At 66.6% G+C, this 20,206-nt stretch carries 11 protein-coding genes; 4 read left to right on the plus strand and 7 right to left on the minus strand.

Annotation, left to right across the window (positions count from 1 at the left end):
- Window positions 1–91: 91 nt before the first annotated feature.
- Both HDC94_RS00730 and HDC94_RS14720 read right to left on the minus strand, forming a co-directional pair.
- The gene (locus tag HDC94_RS00730; protein WP_179493959.1) at window positions 92–5,875 is read right to left on the minus strand and encodes a DUF5979 domain-containing protein; all 5,784 of its coding nucleotides are present in this window, start codon (window positions 5,873–5,875) and stop codon (window positions 92–94) included.
- A gap of 332 nt (window positions 5,876–6,207) precedes the next feature.
- The gene (locus HDC94_RS14720; RefSeq protein WP_179493961.1) at window positions 6,208–8,568 is read right to left on the minus strand and encodes a LuxR C-terminal-related transcriptional regulator; all 2,361 of its coding nucleotides are present in this window, start codon (window positions 8,566–8,568) and stop codon (window positions 6,208–6,210) included.
- A 215-nt stretch (window positions 8,569–8,783) separates the two neighbouring features.
- On the opposite strand from HDC94_RS14720, the gene HDC94_RS00740 reads away from it, so the two are divergent.
- On the plus strand, window positions 8,784–9,230 hold the full coding sequence (locus HDC94_RS00740) for a MarR family transcriptional regulator (protein ID WP_308495588.1): 447 nt from the start codon (window positions 8,784–8,786) through the stop codon (window positions 9,228–9,230).
- On the plus strand, window positions 9,227–10,564 hold the full coding sequence (locus HDC94_RS00745; protein WP_179493965.1) for a deoxyribodipyrimidine photo-lyase: 1,338 nt from the start codon (window positions 9,227–9,229) through the stop codon (window positions 10,562–10,564). The genes HDC94_RS00740 and HDC94_RS00745 overlap by 4 nt, the downstream gene beginning before the upstream one ends.
- 108 nt (window positions 10,565–10,672) lie before the next feature.
- Here the strand turns inward: HDC94_RS00745 and HDC94_RS00750 are convergent, their stop codons facing one another.
- The 3 genes from HDC94_RS00750 to HDC94_RS00760 all read right to left on the minus strand — a co-directional run bounded on the left by HDC94_RS00750 (window position 10,673) and on the right by HDC94_RS00760 (window position 16,043).
- Window positions 10,673–14,008 carry a hypothetical protein gene (locus HDC94_RS00750; RefSeq protein WP_179493967.1) on the minus strand — a complete coding sequence of 1,112 codons (3,336 nt, stop codon included), beginning with the start codon at window positions 14,006–14,008 and terminating at the stop codon, window positions 10,673–10,675.
- Window positions 14,009–14,269: 261 nt separating this feature from the next.
- Entirely contained in the window at window positions 14,270–15,139 is an 870-nt protein-coding gene (locus HDC94_RS00755; RefSeq protein ID WP_179493969.1) for a carbohydrate kinase family protein, read from the minus strand.
- Window positions 15,132–16,043, minus strand: a complete 912-nt coding sequence (locus tag HDC94_RS00760) for a pseudouridine-5'-phosphate glycosidase (RefSeq protein ID WP_179493971.1) — start codon at window positions 16,041–16,043, stop codon at window positions 15,132–15,134. Before HDC94_RS00760 ends, HDC94_RS00755 begins: the two co-directional genes overlap by 8 nt.
- A gap of 121 nt (window positions 16,044–16,164) precedes the next feature.
- On the opposite strand from HDC94_RS00760, the gene HDC94_RS00765 reads away from it, so the two are divergent.
- Together HDC94_RS00765 and HDC94_RS00770 are read left to right on the plus strand one after the other, a co-directional pair.
- On the plus strand, window positions 16,165–16,491 hold the full coding sequence (locus HDC94_RS00765) for a hypothetical protein (protein WP_179493973.1): 327 nt from the start codon (window positions 16,165–16,167) through the stop codon (window positions 16,489–16,491).
- A 50-nt stretch (window positions 16,492–16,541) separates the two neighbouring features.
- On the plus strand, window positions 16,542–18,134 hold the full coding sequence (locus HDC94_RS00770; protein WP_179493975.1) for an MFS transporter: 1,593 nt from the start codon (window positions 16,542–16,544) through the stop codon (window positions 18,132–18,134).
- Between the two features lie 2 nt (window positions 18,135–18,136).
- On the opposite strand, the gene HDC94_RS00775 is transcribed toward HDC94_RS00770, so the two are convergent.
- Entirely contained in the window at window positions 18,137–19,090 is a 954-nt protein-coding gene (locus tag HDC94_RS00775; protein ID WP_179493977.1) for a Dyp-type peroxidase, read from the minus strand.
- Between the two features lie 95 nt (window positions 19,091–19,185).
- Window positions 19,186–20,196: an alcohol dehydrogenase catalytic domain-containing protein gene (locus HDC94_RS00780; RefSeq protein ID WP_179493979.1), complete on the minus strand. Its 1,011-nt coding sequence runs from the start codon at window positions 20,194–20,196 to the stop codon at window positions 19,186–19,188.
- Window positions 20,197–20,206 lie beyond the last annotated feature (10 nt).

Consider the following 20,206-nt stretch of genomic DNA (forward strand, 5'->3'; position numbering starts at 1 on the left):
CTTTTAACGACCAGTCCGGCAACGGCCGCTCGCACGAGACAGCGGGCCGCCCGATCCCGATAATCAGACGACCCGCTGCCCTGTCAACCGGCTAGTTCCGCCGACCGCCGGTCTCTCCCCGTCGTCTCGCGACCAGGTACACGAGCAACCCGCTCAACAGGAGGCCGAGGCCACCTATGGTCGTCGCTGGGTTTGCGCCGAACCCTGTCGAGCCGAGCAGCCCATGCTGGGGGGCCTGGTCCGAGAGCACCGGGAAGCGATTGGTCACCACGATGAGCGATTCATCCGTGGCATCCGCGACGACGACTCCGTCGAGTTCGCCACCTGCGGTGGTGTCATCCGTGTCGTTGAGGAGCACAGCAGCATCCACGGGCACGTCGGTTTCGGTGACCGCACACTCCACACCGTCGAGGACGGTGATGGTGCGCGTCTCGCCGTGCGACAGAGTGAATGCGGCATCGTCGGGATCAAGCGGGTACGGCTCTCCTCCGTCGATCGTGCACTCGAGCTCGAAGGAGTACGGGCCAGCGGGTCCGTTGCCGAAGACGACCTTCTTGACCACGATCTCCGCGACATCGAACGTGTTCGTCGCCGTGATCGACAACTCCTGCTCGGTCTCGCTGGAGGTCACGATTGCGGCGTTCTCGTACGAGTCGTAGTCAATCGCAACCTCGGTGGCGCCACCGTCCTGTGTCTCCTCCGCGAAGCAGTGCGTCCCGATCGGAAGTGCCACGGGGTTGCCTTCGGCATCCTCGATCGCCACCGTCTCGCCTCCGCGAATGATCACGGTTCCGGAGAAGACCGTGCCCAGCACGGACTCCTCCGTCTCGGTGACCGTGGGGACCTGGCACGTGACAAGAACCTCGAACTCGAGCGACGTCACGTACTCCTCGTCCGCCGCGGTGCCCTCAAGAACCTTGCTCAGTTCGAGGTAGCCCACCGAGAACGCGTTGGTGATCTCGGCGATCACGGTGTTCTGCTGATCGTTGTCCACGATCTCCACCGTCACGGGCGCAGGGGTCGCGTCAGCACCCGCAGCATCCGTCTCGGTGACCGTGCACGACGACCCCAGCGGCAACCCACTGATCGGGTCACTCGTGACCGTCGTGGCCCCACCCTCGGGAGTCAGCGTCAGCGAGTCGTTGTACACCTCGACGCTGTCGAGCGTGCACACCACGTCGAACGTGAACGGCCCGCTCCCGAACTCCTCGAGACCCGGACCGGTGATCACCTTGTTGATGACGAGCGAGCCAGCGGTCGTGGCGTTCGCGGTGTCCTCGTCTGTGAGCGTTGCGCCTCCGCCCTGGGGCACTCCGGAGACAGCCGCCGTGTTGGGCGTGATGTTGGCCGTGATACTCGCCGTCTCACACGTGTAGCTCTTGGATGCTCCGGGCTCGAAGTCCGCGAAGGCGGGAACGTCGGTCTCGGTCGCTGCGCACTCAGGAGTGACCAGGTCCGTCACGGCGACGCCCTCAAGATACTGCTCGCCGGTGTTCGTGACGATGATGCGCCACAGAACCGCGGAGGCGTAGGGACGCGCCGTCGTCTCGGTCGTCGGGCCCACACCGTCGACACCGTCGACCGACCAACCACCTTCACCGAGAGCCGCCTCGGGGTCGCAGGAGTTGTCCGCGATGGTGCAGACCTCCTTCTCGATGTCGATGCCCGGCGTCTGCTGCAGGGCGAGGTCGATGGAGAGGTTCGAGAACGGATCCGTGGTCGTCGGGTCGACGATGTCGTGGATGTTCTCGCCGGTTGGCTCGTCGCCGCTCACCGCAGACGTCTGCTCGTTGACGGATGCCGAAAGCGTGAACGTGTTCGAGATGACCGAGCCGCCCGGGCCTCCGATAGCGTCGTGAGACTCATCGTCGTTCTCATCGACTGCGGTCTCACCTGCGCCCGCGGCTGGCGCAGTCGTGATCGAGTAGCCGTCGAGGAGGCCTCCCGCACCGAACAGGCTCGCGGGAAGCTCGACGTGGTAGTCGCCGGGCGGCAGCTCGGTGAAGAGGTACGTGCCGTCGACAGTCGTTGTGGTGCCGACGAGAACGTCGCCGTCCATTCCCTCGTAGTAGAGATTGACGGTGACGCCGTCGGGCACGAGACGGTCGCGTTCCGCGGTGTACAGCCCATCGCCATCGCGATCCTCGAAGATGAGATCCCCGACCGAATGCGAGACCGTACGGACCGTCACGCGGTTGGAGGCGAGGATCTGGTAGTCACCCTCCGCCGACTGGAAGCTCTCGGTGAATGCCGTGAAGCGGTCGGAGTAAAGGTCGCCCGCCGCGTTCGCGTCATCGGAGAAGGGGTTGCCCGTGTCTCCCGCCTGCAGCCCGAACCGGATCGTGAGGCCGCTTGTGGCCTGACTCGTGACGGGCGTGAGGTCTGCATCGCCGACGAACTTGATCGCCGTGACGTTCGAGAAGTCGCCGAGCAACTCGCTCTCGGTGAGCCACGTGTTCTGGGCGTCCTCGTTGAGGTCCTGATGAATGGTCGCCGGATCCTGGATCGAATAGTAGAACGTGCCCGAGTAGGCCCCGCCAGCCATGTTCTCCACGGTCGGCGCCTCCATGAGTTCGAGCTCCCCCTCGAAGTTCGACGCTGGCGATCGGTTGACACCGCCGAGCGGGGTCGCGTCGCCGTTGAACGGGAAGACCTCGATGAACGTCGGAGCACCCACCGTGAGGGTCTGGCTGAAGTTCTGCAGCGACATCGTGTAGCGCTGGTCGTCGTTGAGAACGTCGAGCGGGGCATCCACCGTCTTGCGCAGCTTGAGCTCCCCGGTCTGTTCGAGCGTGACCGTGTGGAGATCACTCGGACGCGTCGGCGAACCCTCGTACTGGATCTGTGCGGAGTTCACGAGCGCCGTCCCCTGTGGTGCAAGCGGGTCGCTCACCGTACAAATACGCCGGTTGGGGACGGGAGTATTGGGCAGCCACTCGCCGAGGTTCCACGTGAGCGTCGTCTGGCCGGGCGACGGGGTGTCGTACTGCACGATGTCAGCCGGCGTTCCCCCGGTGATGCTGGCAGTGCAATCTGGGTCGTAGTCCGCGTAGTTCGGGAGGACGTCGATGATCTGGAGGTTGTCAACGGGCGCAGGATCTTCGCTCGTGCCGTTGACACTCGAGAGGATCTCCCACACGATCGGGTTACCCGCGACCGCGTTGCCTGTGTTGCCGACCGTCGCCGCGCCGTCTCCGATGCCGTCGACCGTGATGGTCTGCTTCTGCAGGGCGAGAGTGGCGCGGGAGATCGTGATGCGGTCACCGTCGCCGTGACCGTTCTCCGGGGATGGCACATAGTTCCGAGCACTCCATTGCCCGCCGTTCACCTCATCCGTTCGGACGCCACCGAAGTTCGCCAGGACGACGCCGGACGGAAGGTCTTCGCCGTCGTTAGGGCCACCGTAGAACTGCGAGCGGATGCGGATGCCGAAGTCGAGACGGTTGACGAAGCCAGCGGGCAGCAGCGTCTCTTCGCCAGTGTCCGGGTCGATGCCGGGGCGGACGCGGATCGCGTTGACCTCGTCGATTCCGCCCGGAACAGCTGTCGGGTCGGTCACCCACCCCGTTTCGGGGGCATCGTCGTCGCAGCGAACGGCGGCCTGTGCGGACCAAGAGCCGAGGTAGCGCCCGGTGGAGGCGTCGAACCCACCCGAGAGCGGATCGTCCGAATCAATGTCGAAGTGCGCAAACTCAATGATCCATTTGGCGTTCCACGCCACCGGGTCTACGCCGTGGTGCGTATCGGGAGAAAGCCACGCCCAGATGTCGTCAGTGCCACCTGTCACAGTCTCCTCGGATGGCACGAGCACAGCCATCGAGTTGTCGAACACATCGCACATGCGTGCATCCGTCGCCGGCGCGAACCCCGTTGATGGATAGAGGACGAAGTGGGTATCGACGACCTGGCCAGGCTGCATCTGCCCATCGCCCGAATGTGTGTTCGTCATTCCCGGATACAGACTCCAGTCCGGTGAGTACAGCTGACTCTGGTTGAGGAAGTACTTTGCCCATCCGATTCCCGGCGGCAGCTTCTGGAAGTACGTCGGGCCGATGACGTTGTCGGACTTAGTCGGCGTGGACGTGTTCGTCCCCGAGGGGTCACAGAAGGGCATCTCTGGATCGGTGATCGCAATGCCGTCGACCGACTCGGGCTCGCACCATCCGGGCTCCCGGCCGTCGCCGAAGTTGCTCGCACCCGAGATGCCATCCGGATCGAAGTCACCGACGCGATTGAAGAGGGCGAGGCTGCCCGTCTCATTGTTGGGGTCACCGTCTGCGTTCTCGATGGAGGCGAGCGGGATGAAGACCTGCACGCGCCACGACGCGACGTAGTACGGTCCCGCCGAGAGGTCGATCTCACCGGCAGCCTTCGTCGGATAGCGCGTACCGCTGAGATCGATGTCGTCGAGTGTCATCGTGTAGTCGCTCGTGAGGTCCGAGGGATCGCTCCGCTCCATCGTGCACGTTCCCGAGTTGGGAACCGTGTATTCGAGAGGGAAATCACCGAATGGCCCGCTCATGCCACCGACGGTGCCGTACCAACCGTTGTGGCTGGGGTAACACTGAGTGATCGCGTACTCGAAGCCGGGATAGGGGTTCACGCCGTCGCCGAGGAGAGCGAAGACATCCTCGGTCATCGTGACGGGTTGCTCGAAGGCCTCCACGCCCACGCGCTTGTTCGTCTTGATCTGGATGACCGCGTACGTGTAGTAGCCGGGCTCCTGTCCGCGTCCGATGTCTCCGTACCCTTCGTCCTGGTTGAAGAAACCCTTCTTCTCGATCTCATACGCGGGGGCAGCGGTGATGTCGATGGGGCCGTATGGGTACTCCACCGTGGGAACGGCGGTCGGGACATCCGTCGCCTCGGGGTCAACCGCGTAAGCGCGGGCGATCGTGTCGAACGATGATCCGTTGGGCGACTCGGCCGAGATCTTGACGACTGGTTGGATGGTGACGGCGTCACCGGTCTGGGTCCACTCGCCCAGGTTGCAGCGCAGGGTCACCGAGGTCGTACCCGCCGGCGCTGGCTGTCCTTCGGGAATGACGGTGCCGTCCTGATCGACGATGGCGCTGGCCGGGGATGCACCGCCGCCGCCCGCTGGCTTGCAGCGCGCGGGGATCCGCACGAAGTTGGCAAGGGCTCCATCATGGAGCTCGATGGTCTGCTCGAGGATGACCGCCTCGAGGGACTGGGCAAGGTCGTCGAGGCTGGAACCTGCGACGGCCCAGGTGAAAGTGACAAGGTCCGCCGAGCGCACGACGTTGTCGTCGATCGCACAGTCGTTTCCTGCCTGAGGACAGACCGAGTCGAAGGGCGTCGTGCCCGTGTATACGGCCGGGCCACCGAGCGCGGAGTCGCTCGGGAGGGTGAGGTCGAGGTACCAGTCGGGACGAACGAGCGTGTTCACCACGGTCGTGCTGCCGGCGGCGAGAGTGAGCGGCGCGGAGAGTCCGACCTGCTCGTCGACCGTGCGCGGGGTCTGGTTGGCGCCCGCGGCATCCGTGATCGAGTAGCGCGCGTCCGAGACCTCCGCCCTGACCTGCACGACGCCGTCAGGACAGATGGGGCCTAGGTCGATGTCCGCGAAGGACCAGGCGCCCGTGGCATCCGAGGTCGTCGACAGGATGCTCGTGCCGGTGGCCACGCAGACCACGTCGACCTGCACGCCCCCATGGCCTGCCTCCACTGTGCCGTCCGCGGTGGACGCGTCGATGGAGCCGTTCGCGTTGGTATCGAGCGTCACCGTTCCGGAGAGGCTCGTGATCACCGGATCGGCGGAGGCCATCGTCGGGACGGCCGTGACCAGAGCCAGGGCGGCGATCACCGCCACGACGGTGCGGACACGGGCGCGGAGGGTCAGCGTTTCGGGCATGTGGGACTCCAAGGTTGTTCCCCAATCGCGGATACTCGGGTTGCGGCGCCCGATGTGCACATCAGTTCGCGGGAACGTCAGTTGGCGGCCAGTGTGAAGGACCGTCACGTCGGCATCAAGCGACTCCGTGCACGATGCAGGTCAAACGGGGTACACGGCACCCTCGTGCGGGGGCCAGATTTGTGACACGTGACCGCCCTGTCACCCTTGCAGTGCTACAGGACACTTCCGGGGGATCACCAGCAAATCCGCGGGGGATCAGTGCTTTAAACGCTCCATGCGTGGCACCCCTGAGGAGGCCAACACTTCCGGGGTGAATGTGAGGGTGAAGATTAGACAGCGTGGCCGTTTGTACCCCTGGTCCAGTCCATCAGGCCCGCCTTGGTGGCCTTGATCAGAGCGGTTTCCCTTCCATCCGCGCCCAGAGCCCGGTAGACGGAGCGCAGGTGGGTCTTGACGGTGTTGCGGGAGAGCGAGAGCCTCTCCGCGATCGCGGAGAGGGAGGATTCCTCCGCGAGCACCCCCAAGACGCGTCGCTGTGCCGCGCTGAGGACGGGCCTCTCACGCAGCTCAAGCGCGGGAGTTGTGCCTGGCGGCACCATGGCGGAGAAGACTCGCTCCGCACCGGGCAACTCTCGCGATACGAGTTCAATGCTCGACCGGGTGATGAAGGCGACCGGCAGGGTCGTACCACTCGTGTCGTTGAGCGAGGAGAGTCGCCGGAGTGCCGCCTGTGCCGTTGCCGTATCGCCGATGCCGAGGGCCGCGATGACCAGCATGCCGTGAGCGGCGGCCAGGAACCGCTCTGTCATGTCCGGCGATCGTTGCGTGAGTACGGGTGCGAGCAGCACGAATGCCGATGCCAGATCCCCGCTGAGCATATGCTCTCCGGCCGTGATCATGCGGGGTGACAGTGACGACCCGGACAGGTCGACTGAGTCCGCGGATCGTGCTCGTCCCAGACGAACGAGGCACGCGACGCGGACCCAGTCCACCCAGTCGCGGAGGAACGGCGCGGCCTTGTCATCCTGCGAGACCGCCGTCACCATGGCCAGCGCAAGCTCGGGCTGCCCGTGAGTCAACTCGATGATGGACTCGACGAAATCGATGAGCGTGGCGAGATCCCTCGTGACTCGCTCGCGCGCGTCGGTCACGGAGCGACGCGCCTGATCTGCCCGCCCCCGATCGGCACCCAACACCGCGCGACCGAGTGCGACCCAGCTGCCCACCGTGGAACGAGCGAGCCTCGGCTCGATGAGCAGACGATCCACCTCGTCCAGGATCCGCTCGGCGCCGATTCGATTGCCGCAGAGGGCCTCGACGGCGACACCGATCGCCCGCCCGGTAAACCACCCTGACGAGCCGCGTGGCGCGAGAGCCGACGCGTCAGAAAGGAGCGCACGCGCCCGGTCGAGCTGACCGACATAGAGAAAGGCGAGAGCGAACTCCGCCATCATTCCGCCCACGACGCTCGTTCGCGGCGGCAAGAGACGCTCGGGCCCGAGGATGCTCATCCCCTCGTCCGCTGCGACAGCCGCCAGCTCGTACATCCCGAGTCCGCGAAGCGCCCTCGCTCGGAGGAACACATCCCACGAGCGTTCGGCCGCTCCACCAGCGACAGCCCGAAACGCGCGCACACCCTCGGCGCCCGGCAAGGTCGTGAGGGCGGCGCGCCACCACGTCTCCCCGCGCCGATGATCTCCGAGTTCCGTCGCGCACTCCGCCATGAGCGCACACAGCGTCGCACTGCGCCCGAAGATGGCGCGATCCGCGCGCTCGAGGAGACTCACCGTCTGCGCCGGCTTCAGCGCCACGATCTCGCGCCAGTACTCGCGGGCAGTGAGCGCTGCACGGTCGGGCTGGGCCGCGTCGATCCAATGGCCGAGCGCGTCGACCGCATGCTCTGCATCGACCAGTTCCGCGGCGACACTCGCGTGCGCGAACCGGAACGGCAGCGGCGACGCGTTTCGGAACTCCTCGGACAGCACGGCGCGCCAACTGGGGGCGAAGGCGAACTCGCCGTCGGCCAAGACTCCGAGGCCGAGACGCGCGAGCTCCGCGAGCAGAGCCCGATGATCGGACGGTGAGAAGCCGGGAAGGGGTGAGCCCTCGGGGATCCTCTCGGGCACAGCCATGTGCTGGATCGCGCTGACGACCAACGGATCGATACCCTCGAGGGCCTCGGCCAGTACCGAGGATGCCGCGGCTCGCGCGGCGGGAGCGAGGCTCATCCCCTCCTCCTCGACGAGGGCCGCTGCAGCGATGCATACGAGGGGAAGTCGCAAGATGTCGAGTTCCGCGGGAGCAGGCCGCACCCCGAGCATCTCCTTCACTTCGTCATCGTCGAACGCGAGGTCGGAGGGACCAAGGCGAACGATGTCGTGGCGAACGCGGACGAGACGGTTGCCGAGCGCGCCGACCGAACGACCCGCGACGATCACACGGAGCTCGGGATACCGCTCGACAAGGGACAGGACCGTCTCGGCGGCGCCCTCGGGAGCTCGCTCGAACTGGTCGATGGCACCGACGCGCACCGTCGGATCCGACTCGATCGCGGCGAGGAAGAACTCCCACGCTCCGGGAGCGCCGGCATCCTCCACGAAGACCGAGTCGGGGATCGTGCTGATCCACTCGCGCAGGGCCGTCGTTTTACCACTGCCGCGGCATCCTTCAAGGACTCCGATAGCAGTCACGCTCGAGAGCCCTGCGTTCAGCCTCGAACGAACCACATGTCTTTTGAGCTGGCGAAGTCGCAAGGCGCGCACCCCCGTGCGAATCTCAGTGCGGAATTCGACTGCGGTGCCCCAACACCATCTACCCCGTCATCGTAACCCACTGTCCCGGTTTCTCTGAGGGATTTTCGGGCCTGCTCAACGCGGTTGGTATGACCGCGTCGTAGAGTGGGGTGGTGAGCGACAGAGCTGCATCCATCGCCGCCTGGGAGGCACTGTTCCGGGCTCAGGTTTCTGTGTTGCGCCAGTTGAATGCCGAGTTCCCCACCGACGAGATCTCGTTCACCGAGTACGACGTGCTGTTCAACCTCAGTCGACAACCGGACCGCCAACTGCGCATCCGTGACCTCAACAAACACCTCCTGCTGTCACAGCCGAGCGTGAGCCGCCTCGTCGATCGACTTGCGTCGAAGGGCTACGTCAGCAAGGAATCCGACCCCGGCGACGGTCGCGGCACGGTCGCGCGACTCACCGACTCAGGCTTCGAACTGTTCCGACGCGTGGCGGTTCAGCATGCGGACTCCATCCAGCGTCGCGTGGGTTCAGCACTCAGCGTCGACGAGCTCCACACGCTGACGAAGATCTGCGACAAGCTCCGCCTCGAGACCCAACCGCACGAATGACCCGGCCGGTTATCGCGTGGCTGCGGGACGACCTGCGCCTCGCCGACAATCCGGCGCTGACTGCGGCGATCGATCACGGGGGACCCGTCATTGTCGTCTACGTGCTCGATGAGGAGAGCCCGGAGGTTCGCCCCCTCGGGTCGGCGAGCCACTGGTGGCTGCATCATTCGCTCGAGCGGTTCTCGGAGCGTCTCGACGGGGCGCTGGTGCTGCGCCGTGGCCCGGCAGAAGACCGGATCTCCGAGCTCGTGGAGGAAACGGATGCCGCGGCCGTCTACTGGAACCGCCGCTACTCGGGTGCCCGCGAGATCGACGCCCGCCTGAAGTCACGCCTGCGCGACGCCGGGCGAGAAGTGACGAGCCTCCACGCGAACCTGCTGCACGAACCGTGGACGATCACGAACGGCGAGGGAGGCCAGTACCGCGTCTTCACACCGTTCTGGAGGGCGTGCCTGGAGCGCGAAGTACGGGAGCCACTGCCCGCCGCGGACCCCGCGGCGCTCACGGGAGGCTCCGGCATCCGTTCCGATTCGCTCGAGAGCTGGGGCCTGCTGCCGACCCGGCCCGACTGGGCTGGGGGCCTGCGCGAGACGTGGACACCCGGAGAAGCGGGAGCGACCGAACGGCTCGAGGCATTCCTCTCGGAGGGCCTTGCGCAGTATGACCGCCGCGACGAGCCCGCGGTGCCCGCAACCAGTCGACTGAGCCCGCATCTGCGCTTCGGCGAGATCAGTCCGTTCCAGCTCTGGCATCGGGTTCGCGGGGTTGAGAGTACGTCCGCGCACTTCCTCCGCGAGGTGGGGTGGCGCGAGTTCAGTTGGAACCTGCTCTACCACCAGCCCGACATTGCGACCGTCAACGTGCGGAGAGACTTCGACGCGTTCGGCTGGTCAGAGCCGGATGCCGCGACGCTTGAGTCCTGGCAGAAGGGGCTGACGGGCATCGCTCTCGTCGACGCCGGCATGCGCGAACTCTGGCACACGGGCTACATGCACAACCGCGTCCGAATGGTCGTGGCGAGCTTCCTCGCGAAGAACCTGCTCATCGACTGGCGCATCGGCGAACAGTGGTTCTGGGACACGCTCGTGGATGCCGATGAAGCCAACAATCCGGCGAGCTGGCAGTGGGTGGCGGGCTCCGGACTCGACGCGGCGCCCTACTTCCGGGTGTTCAACCCGGAGCTGCAGGCCGCCAAGTTCGACCCGGACGCCGAGTACATCTGCCGCTGGGTGCCAGAGTACGGAACGCCCGGCTACCCCGACCCGATCGTTGACCTGCAGCAGAGCCGCAAGGATGCACTCGCCGCCTACGAGGCGGTCAAGGCCGCGCGTTAGAGCTGACCGTCGCTGAGCGACGTCTCGCGCGCGGAGGTTTGTGCACCGCGCGGTTATTCACTCATCGCGCCAGCCGCAAACCTCCGCGCGGCCCGTCGTCCCCGACGGCTACTCGGTGTCTGTCGCGGACTCCTTGGGACGCAGGCTCAGCATCAGCACGCCTCCGAGAGCAAGGAGGAGGATCGCTAGGGCGACGCCGGCGACGGGGAGCGAGAGGCCCGTGCTCGCCAGGACCCTGTCGGCGTCCTTGACGGCGGTATCCACCGTCTCCTCGACCACCTTTTCGAGGTAGGTGAGGAAGTTCGACTGCGAGAAGGCGTCGCCTCGCGTCACGGTGGCGTCATCCTGCATGATCCTTGCGATGTTCGGGATCGACTCCGCCGTGAGTGGAGCGACGGCCGTATACGTCAGGCGGATCCCTGAGTTGGAGGTGAAGTCGGTGATCAGACCACGAATCCCTGAAGAGTTGGACGTGAACTCAGGGCACTCCGTGACCCCGACAGTGCCAGGGGAGAGAACGTTGTCTGCCGACGTCAGTGATCGGCATGTGAGGTTCGAGTACCCGGTCGGATTCGTTGGCACGAGGATCGAGTCGAGCTCATCGATGAAACTCGCGGAGGGGAGCGTCGCACCAGTATTGACGATGTCCACCGTGAAGGTAACGACCTCACCGGCCTTCACGACGACGGGGTTCACCCGCTTGTTGAGGGCGAGGGCACTTCCCGGCGGAGTGGTGACGCTCGCACTCGCGTTGACGACCGGCCAGGCTCCCCCGATCGCCGTCTGGTCCGCGAGGAAGTAGGCGATGTTCGACGACGACCCCGAGTAGGTCGAGGGGTAGTGGACCACAACCTGGAAGGTCACACTCGAGCCAGCGGGCATCGTCTGCTGGCCCGCCGTTCCCCACACGAAGTCAAACTGGGCTGGGCCCCCTGATAGGCCGGTGAAGGTGATGGGGCCCGTCGACCCGTCCGCGAAGCGGCGCTGATCCTCGCGCGGAGTGAACGTGGGGCAGAGGGCACCCAGCGTCGTCGCCGTGCAGGTGATCGTGGCAGGCGCGTCGGTCGAGAAACCGTCGATGAGACGCGGCAGGTCGAGGAAGCTGGCGCTCGTGTTGGTGACCACGACCTCGTACGTGACCTGACGATCGAGCGGCATCGTCGGGGTGAGTGCGGTCTTCGTGATCGCGAGGGTGTTGGTGCATCGAGTGATCTCGAGGGGCACGAGCACCTCGGTGGAGTCATTCGACACGTTCCGGTCGAATGTCGCGGGTATCGTCGATGCACCGATCGTGGCGGTGACCCTCATGTTCGCCACCGTCGCTGTGGTCGCGCCTGGTCCTGTTCCAAACGCAACACTCGTGGGCACGCAACCGGCTTCGGTGTACCGCTCGGCGAGTTGGGCAACCTTGTACGTCGAGATGAAGTCGAGGGAACTACCAGCAGGCATGAGCGGTTGCTGGCCCGCCTTCCAGTAGCCTTGCCACCCACTCATCGCAACGACGCCACCTCCACCATTGCCGGAGCTCGCGCTGAGCAGCGGAGGACATGTTGCTCCGCCATGGGCGGTGCAACGCACACCCGTATCGAAGGATGCCGCCACCTGTCCGCCGATCAAGTAGTCGTCGGTGAAGGGAATACCGGTCGGGTCACCGTCCGCGTGCCGGAACCAGCGGTCGATCGTGCTGGTCGTGAACAAGGCGCCACTACTGGGCATCTGAACTCCCTGTCCCAGGTAGTACGAGGTGTACGCGGGGGAGGGCGTCTGGTTGGTGAAGGACGTGCGGAAGTAGAGCGTCTGCCCGGGCTTGGCCGGGCCGACGAGCGGAATCGTGGCAGCAGGGTCGGTGAAGGGACCGGTCTGCTGCACGGAGTCGTCGTGGCTTTCCGCACACGGCGAGCCAACGTCCGTCTGCGTGATCACGCGGCGAGCGTTGTTGCCCTGAGTCTGTTGGTTGGTCGTGTATACCCCATTCGGCACGAAATTGGTGTCGATGAAGCTCAGGGGCGGGAGGATGCGCGTATCGATCGTCATGGACCGCGGGCGGCAGATGGTCTGGTCGTCGCTCCCGCCTGTTCCGGTGTAGGTGATCGAGAGCGAACCTCCGGAGGGAAGGACTGCTCCTGTGCCCCGGAGGGACGATCCGTTCAACGTCCATCCGGTCGGGCACGTTGCCCCACCGGAGGGTACGCACGTGGGCGATCCGCTCAGCACGGAGCGGTCTCCGGCGCCCGGCCAGTACGTCGCGAACTCAATATCCGCGTTGGTTGCGGTGTCGCCGGAGAGGTTCGAGTACAGGGCGGTGTACTCGAACGCGCCGCCGAGGGCGATGCCCGCGCTGGTCTGACCGGAGGGCTGCGAGAGCGAGACGGTCGAGACATCCCCTGTCGTGCACGGAAGCGCGGGAAGGTTGGTCAGGACGGTCGCGACGTTGTCCGGGTTGAGGGGGCTCGCCTCTGGCCAGCCGACCTGGAAGATCGAGGCGACGGTGTCGGTGACAGTGATCGTGCGCGTGGCGGCCTGACCGGTTGTGCAGGCCGGGCGGCCCGTCTGAACGGCGAAGCGAAGGGTGACGGAGCTGCCCGACGGCATGTTCGTCACCCCGAGCGATGCCGACAATCCGCTGGCGTTCACGGCGATGGGGATCAACGGGAGGCTGTCGCCCGCGATCATGGTGAGATTGGCGCACGACGCACCACCGGTCTCGTTCTGACAGGTCACGCCAGCGAATCCGTAATCGAGGATGGGTGCCGTCGAGGCACTTCCTGTTCCCACACCCGCGGCGAGAACCACCTCGGAGTACACGCTGTTTGTCTCACCGGTATTGCGGAGCACCACGTCGTAGTACACGGTCGTCTGGGCCGGAGCGTCCGCTGGTCCGGTGGCCTCCGTTGAGTAGTCCATGGCTGGGTCGTGAATCAACACGTTGATCACGCTCGAGTCGGTTACCGTCTGCAATTCAGTGTCCCCGCTGCCAGCCGCGATGGTTGCGGTGACCTGCACGGCGTTGCGCACGTAGTTGAGCATCCAGCCCGGTGCGTGAACCGTGAAGACCAGGGATCCGTTCTTCGGGACGGACGGAATAGCAGCGGAGATCGTCGTGCCGGATCGCGTGAAGCCGGTGGGGCACACCGCGCCGCCAGAAGCAGCGCACGTCACGTTCTGTTCCCACGCGACGGGGCTTGAGGCCATGTTCGGCACCGTCAGGGTCACCGTGGACGGGGTTGAGGTCGATTCCGTACCGCGGTTGTCAACGCGGACGGTGTAGACGGCAGTGTCGCTCGCGCTGTACACCCCGCGATCGGATGTCACGTTGATCACGAGATCGACAGACGCGGCCTGGGCCGCACCGCCAGCAGCGACTCCCGCCATGACGCCAATGATCGCGATGAATGAGGTGACGATGCGGCCTCGAGAGAGTCGAGGCAGGGAAGAGGTGCTCATCGAAGTTCCAATGCTGGACATGGTGCGCGTGCAGACAGGACGAAGGCTCAGTGTGGCGGCGTAATGAGGTCACCTCAAGTGCGCTCAGCCCAGCAGACCTACCCCCGGTCACACCAGAGTTGCTTCAGACCAATCCAGGGGCTCCGATCGGTCGGCGGAGCAGGGCCGATGCGAGCTTTTCCGGGCCGCCGACGGGAAAAGAGCACCACGAGACCGAGAGGGTTAACCTCGGGGTGAAAAAAACCACACTGTAGGGACCCGTTAGGGTCGTGCGCCCACCGTTGCCACGGCCCTGGCCGCGACCTCGGTGCCTCGCGATGCCGCGGCTCGGGCGTCGCCACTCGCGACCCACTCCGCGAGGTAGCCGGCGCAGAAGGCGTCGCCGGCACCTGTCGGGTCGACGACGGTCGTCTCCACTGCGGGAACCGTGAACTGCTCACCGTGAAGACTCACGAGCACGCCGTCCATGCCGAGGGTGAGTACGACGTGGTCGAACGGCAGCGCCGCAGCGATGTCCGCGGGGGCGGCGAGGCCGGTCAGCAGGCGCCCCTCCTCGAGGCTTACGAACACGAGGGATGCCCCGGCGATCGCCTCGGAGAACGCCTCCACCCCGTAGTCCCCGATGAAACCCGCAGAACCGGGCGAGATCGAGACCGCCACTCCCGCTGCCCGGGCGCGCTCGATGAGGTCGCCGAGGCCCAGCTCGTTGAGCAGGGTGTGCCCGGTGAGGTGGAGGATGGCCGCGTCGGCGAGCAGGGCATCCGTCACCGCTGCGGGATCGAGCGCGGCGTTGGCTCCGCGCTCGGTGAGCATGTGGCGACGCTGAGCATCGACGAGCACCACGATCGTTCCGGTGGGGAGCTCGGGATGCTCGGACAGGTGCGCCCGAACTCCCTCCAGCTGCGCGGCATGCCGCGGCCCATCGCCGCGGCCGACGGATGCCACGAGATCCACGTCCGCACCCAGCGTGCCGAGCCAGGCAGCGGTGTTGGCGGCGGAGCCCCCGGGGCGGAAGCGGATCGTGGACGGGGTGTCGGTGTCGTCCCGCACTGGCCCGTTCGGGATGACGACCACATCGTCGATGAGGTCGCCGAAGCAGACGATGCGCTGCCGAGACGGCTGGCTAGCCAAGCGCCGACCATGCCGTGGCGATCTGGCCAGCGACGCGCACGTTGTTGCGCGCGAGGTCGAGGTTGACCTCGAGGCTGCGCCCGTCGGAGAGTTCGACGATCTTGAGCAGCAGGAATGGCGTGACAGCCTTGCCCGTGACGCCAGCTGCCTCCGCGAGGCTGAGGGCCTCGGCGAGCACCCGGTCGTGCTCGTCCGGGTCCCACTGCTGGTCGAGGGGGATCGGGTTGGCGACGACGATGCCCTGGCCGTGACCGAGGGAGTCCTGGGCCTTCATGATGGCCGCAACGTCGGCCGCGTCATCCACCGCCCAGTCGAGCGTGTATTCGGACTCTCGCAGCCAGAAACTCGGGAAGACCGTGGTGCCGAACCCGATCACGGGAACGCTGAGGGTCTCGAGCCGCTCGAGGGTCGCCGCGATGTCGAGCACCGACTTCACCCCCGCGCTGACGACCGTGATGGGCGTGACGGCGAGGGTGGAGATGTCGGCAGACTCGTCGAAGCTCTCGTTCGCGCCGCGGTGCACTCCCCCGAGGCCGCCCGTCGCGAAGACACGGATACCCGCGAGCGCGGCGAGGTGGGATGTCGCGGCCACCGTCGTGGCCGCGCTCGAGCCCGCCGCCGCGATGATCGGCAGGTCACGCACGGAGGCCTTCGCGAGCTCCTCCTCGGCGATGCGGCGCACCCCGTCAGAGTCGAGGCCGATGCGCGGAACGCCGTCGAGCACGGCGATGGTCGCGGGCGTCACACCCGCGTCGCGGAGGATCGTCTCGAACTCGATCGCCGCCTCGTGGTTGCGCGGGCGAGGGAGGCCGTGGGAGATGATGGTCGACTCGAGGGCGACGACGGGCTTGCCAGCGGCGAGCGCCGCCTCCACCTCGTCGGAGAGGATGAACGGGGTGGTCATGCATCAATGCTAGGCGGGCGCGACGCCTGCGCTGGCACCATGGGCCGCACGCTCCCTACTCCTTGCCGGGCTGCCGATCAAGCCCTGTGTGGGAGGCGGATGACAACCCTAGTATCGTGCCGTGCCTGATGAAGAGAACGCCCCCACTGTGCCCGATCGGGTCGAACACGGTGGCCTCGAATGGAACCTGATCAACCGCGGCAACGGCACGTGGGGGATCCAGCAGGGACTCGCCCACCAGGGTGAACTCGTGCACGAGCGCGATGACAAGACCGGCGACGACCTGTGGCGCGTCGTGACCAAGACGATCCCGTACTCCGAACCGGATGTGGGGTTCTCGACGTGGGATGCCGCGATCAACCACTTCCTCACGGCGTCGGGTCCGGACGCCGTCGACCGGCAGGTCATCGACAACGGCGACCCGGTGGTCGGCGAGACGACCTCGTAGCCGAACCCCGACGAGGGTCGAGACGCCGTGGCATCGCGGATACTGGAGGCATGACGAGCCAGGCCGCCACACCGCCACCGTCGGCCCTCGCGCCACTCAAGGTCGCGGCGTTCCGCGCCCTGTGGATCGCCGCACTCGTATCCAACATCGGCAGCTGGATGCAGACCGTCGGCGCGCAGTGGTTCCTCGTGGAGAGCGATGCCTCCCCCGTGCTCATCGCACTCGTGCAGAGCGCCTCGGCGGCTCCCATCCTGCTCCTCGGCATCCCCGCGGGGGTTCTCGGGGAGTTCGTCAATCGACGCACCCTGCTCATCTGGGTGCAGGCGGCACAGGTCGTGATCGGTCTTCTGCTGACCGTCCTCACCGCGACCGGTGCGATGACGCCCGCCCTCCTGCTCTCGCTGACATTCCTTCTCGGGGCGGCGTCGGCTGTGCAGCTCCCCGCCTACCAGGCGATCGTGCCCGACATCGTGCCGAGGGAGTTCATCCCGAGCGCTGCCGGACTCAGCTCCATCTCCGTCAACCTCGCCCGGGCGATCGGTCCGGCCATCGCGGGCGTGATCATCGCGAGCCTCGGGGTGCCGTTCGTCTTCGCCCTCAATGCCGCGTCATTCGCCTTCTTCCTGCTCGTGCTGGTGTTCTGGCGCGACTACCGCGCGCCGGAGCATAGCCCGGAGCCGTTCTTCGACGGGCTCCGCGCCGGGTTGAGGTACGTGAGCCACGCGGGCGTGGTGCGCCGCATCTGCGTGCGACTCGGCCTGTTCATCGTTCCGGCGTCAGCGCTCTTCGCGCTTCTGCCTCTCATCGCGACCGACCATCTGGGGCTCGACTCCAACGGCTACGGGCTGCTGCTTGCTGCGATCGGCATCGGCTCGATCTGCGGTGCGTTCGTCATTACACCGGCCGTGCAGCGGTTCGGAATGAACGGGGTGGTGATCGCGGCATCCGCCGTCTTCGGCTTTGGTCTCATCGCCACGAGTCTCGCCCCGAACCTGTGGGTGGTCCTGCCGGTGCTCGCGGTGGTTGGGCTCGCCTGGATCGGCGTGCTCGCAACGCTCAACGGCGCTGTGCAGTCATTCCTGCCGGTGTGGGTGCGAACGCGCGGGCTCTCGGTCTACCAGATCGTGTGGTTCGGGGCCACGGCCGCAGGTTCGGCGCTTGCCGGCGCGGCCGCCGCGGTCTTCGGGGTCGGGCACACGAGCGTCGTGGCCGGGGCGCTCGTGGTGCTCGTTGCGGTGAGCCAGCTGCTGTGGCCCCTGCTCACCACGTCCGACAAGGGACGGATGCCCGCGGTGCTGCCCCTCACCGACGCCCCGCTCGTCGATGCACTCCCGATCGATGAGGATGCCGCGACTCTCGTGCTCGTGCGCTACACGGTGCCGGCCGAGAGGCGCGCGGAGTTCCTGGCGGCACTGCGGCTCGTGAAGCGCAGCCGCCAGCGCACGGGTGCTCGACAGTGGCAGGTCTACGACGACCGCGAACGGCCGGGTGTGATCGTCGAGGCCTTCCGGCTCGGGAGCTGGCGGGAGCACCTCGCCCAGCACGAGGGCCGCTCGACGCAGTACGACGAGAAGGTGCAGAACGCGGCGAAGGCGTTCTCGACGGCGCCCGTCGAGGTGGAGCACCTCATCGAGGCGCTGTAGGTCTAGTCGCCGAACGACTCGAGCACGTCGTTCGATGGCGCGAAGAACGTGGCACCAGTGACGGCGTGCGAGAAGTCGAGGATGCGGTCGTAAGCGCCGGGAGGGTCCCCGAGGAACATCGCGCTGATCATCCGCTCGGTCACCCAGACATCCTTCGAGTAGCCGATGAAGTAGGTGCCGAACTCACCGCTGCCCGGGCTGCCGAAGGGCATGTTGTCGCGGAGGATGTCGTGCTCCACCCCGTCGTCGTCGACGATCGTGGCCAGGTCCTTGTGCGACTTGCGGGTGAGATCGTCGAGCTCGATGTTGTCTGGCTTGGTGCGCCCGATGATCTTCTCCTGCGTCTCCGTGCTGAGTGACTGCCAGCCCGCGAGGTCGTGGAGGTACTTCTGCACCACGACGTAGCTGCCGCCAGCGTGATCGGGGTCGTCCTCCCCCACGAGCGACCACTCGGTCATACCGGAACCCGTCGGGTTCTCGGTGCCGTCAACGAATCCGAGAAGATCGCGCGAGTCGAAGTAGCGGAAGCCGACCGTCTCGTCGGCCACGATGATCGCGTCGCCCAGCTTGTCGAGGATGAGCCGCTCGAGCTCGAAGCACATGTCCGCGCGCTCGGCGCGGATGTGGAAGAAGAGGTCGCCAGGGGTCGAGGGCGCGGTGTGGGCAGGGCCCACCACCTCGGGGAACGGATGCAGCTGAGCCGGCCGTGACAGGCCGGTGACGGCATCCCACGCCTCCGAGCCGATGGCCGCTACGCACGACAGGTGTCCGCCGAGGTCGCGGAACCCCACCGCCCGCACGAGACCCCCGAGATCGCCGAGCACCGAGCGGGCGCGGGAGGCGGCATCCGGGTGACCGGACAGCGTGAGCGTGAGGAACACCGCGGACCGGGACAGCGGGGCGTCGACCGACTGTGGCTCGATGGGGGTGCGGGCCCAGCCCGGCTCGGTGGTCATGGGGATGATGCTACCCAACGACCTCGGAGGTGAGGTTTCGATAACGGCGGGCTTCGCCGCGCCTACTCAACCCACGGGATGTGCTGGCCCGGAGGTCAGAACTCGAAGACCAGCCTCGCAGGCACGACACCCTCCAGCACCTGCTCGACCGCGGCGTTCGCATCGTCGAGACTGCGCGCCTCGGCGACGACGCGCGTGCGCCCGGCGGCATGGAGCGCGAAGACCTCGGCGAGGTCCTGCCGGGTGCCCACGATGGACCCGATGATGGAGATGCCCTTGAGCACGGTGTCGAAGATCGGGACCGTGAGGGTGCCCTCCACCGGAAGCGAGACGAGGATGAGACGGCCGCCGCGGTTGAGCGACGCAAAGGCCTGGTCGAACACCTGGGGGGCCAGTGCGAGCACGATCGCGACATCCACACCACCGAGGGACTGGAGCGCCTCCACCGGGTCGACCTCGCGCGCGTTCACGACATGGTCCGCGCCGAGTTCGAGCGCGAGGTCCAGCTTCTCCTCCGTGACGTCGATCGCGACGACCTCGGCACCCACGATGCGGGCGTACTGCACGGCCAGGTGGCCGAGCCCGCCGACGCCGAAGATGGCCACACGCTCGGTCGGGATGATGTGCGCTGCCTTGACGGCCGCGTAGGTCGTGACGCCAGCGCACGCGAGGGGCGCGGCCTCCAGTGGCGAGATGCCGTTCGGCACGGGCGAGGCGAAGCGGGCGTCCGCGAGCGCGTACTCCGCGTACCCACCGTCGATCGAGTAGCCGGTGTTCTGCTGGCTCTCGCAGAGGTTCTCCCTGCCATCGATGCAGTAGCGGCACTCGCCGCACGCGTGTCCGAGCCAGGGCAGCGCTACTCGCTCACCCACGGCGCGACGCGTGACGCCAGCGCCGAGTTCCTCGATGATGCCGACGCCCTCGTGCCCTGGTACGAACGGCAGGGACGGCTTGACCGGCCAGTCACCCCGCATGGCATGGATGTCGGTGTGACAGAGGCCGCACGTCTCGAGACGCACGAGCACCTGCCCGGAGCCGGGCTTCGGAACGGGTCGCTCCTCGAGAGTGAGCGGCTTGTCGAATGCGGTCGCTACGGCTGCGCGCATGATGTTCTCC

The organism is Leifsonia sp. AK011 (genome assembly GCF_013410945.1).
GTDB lineage: Bacteria > Actinomycetota > Actinomycetes > Actinomycetales > Microbacteriaceae > Rhodoglobus.

Bases quoted from the DNA above. Each gene is read 5' to 3' on its own strand.
- HDC94_RS00730 (WP_179493959.1), bottom strand. From the start codon at position 5,875: ATGCCCGAAACGCTGACCCTCCGCGCCCGTGTCCGCACCGTCGTGGCG.
- HDC94_RS00745 (WP_179493965.1), top strand. From the start codon at position 9,227: ATGACCCGGCCGGTTATCGCGTGGCTGCGGGACGACCTGCGCCTCGCC.
- HDC94_RS00750 (WP_179493967.1), bottom strand. From the start codon at position 14,008: ATGAGCACCTCTTCCCTGCCTCGACTCTCTCGAGGCCGCATCGTCACC.
- HDC94_RS00760 (WP_179493971.1), bottom strand. From the start codon at position 16,043: ATGACCACCCCGTTCATCCTCTCCGACGAGGTGGAGGCGGCGCTCGCC.
- HDC94_RS00770 (WP_179493975.1), top strand. From the start codon at position 16,542: ATGACGAGCCAGGCCGCCACACCGCCACCGTCGGCCCTCGCGCCACTC.
- HDC94_RS00775 (WP_179493977.1), bottom strand. From the start codon at position 19,090: ATGACCACCGAGCCGGGCTGGGCCCGCACCCCCATCGAGCCACAGTCG.
- HDC94_RS00780 (WP_179493979.1), bottom strand. From the start codon at position 20,196: ATGCGCGCAGCCGTAGCGACCGCATTCGACAAGCCGCTCACTCTCGAG.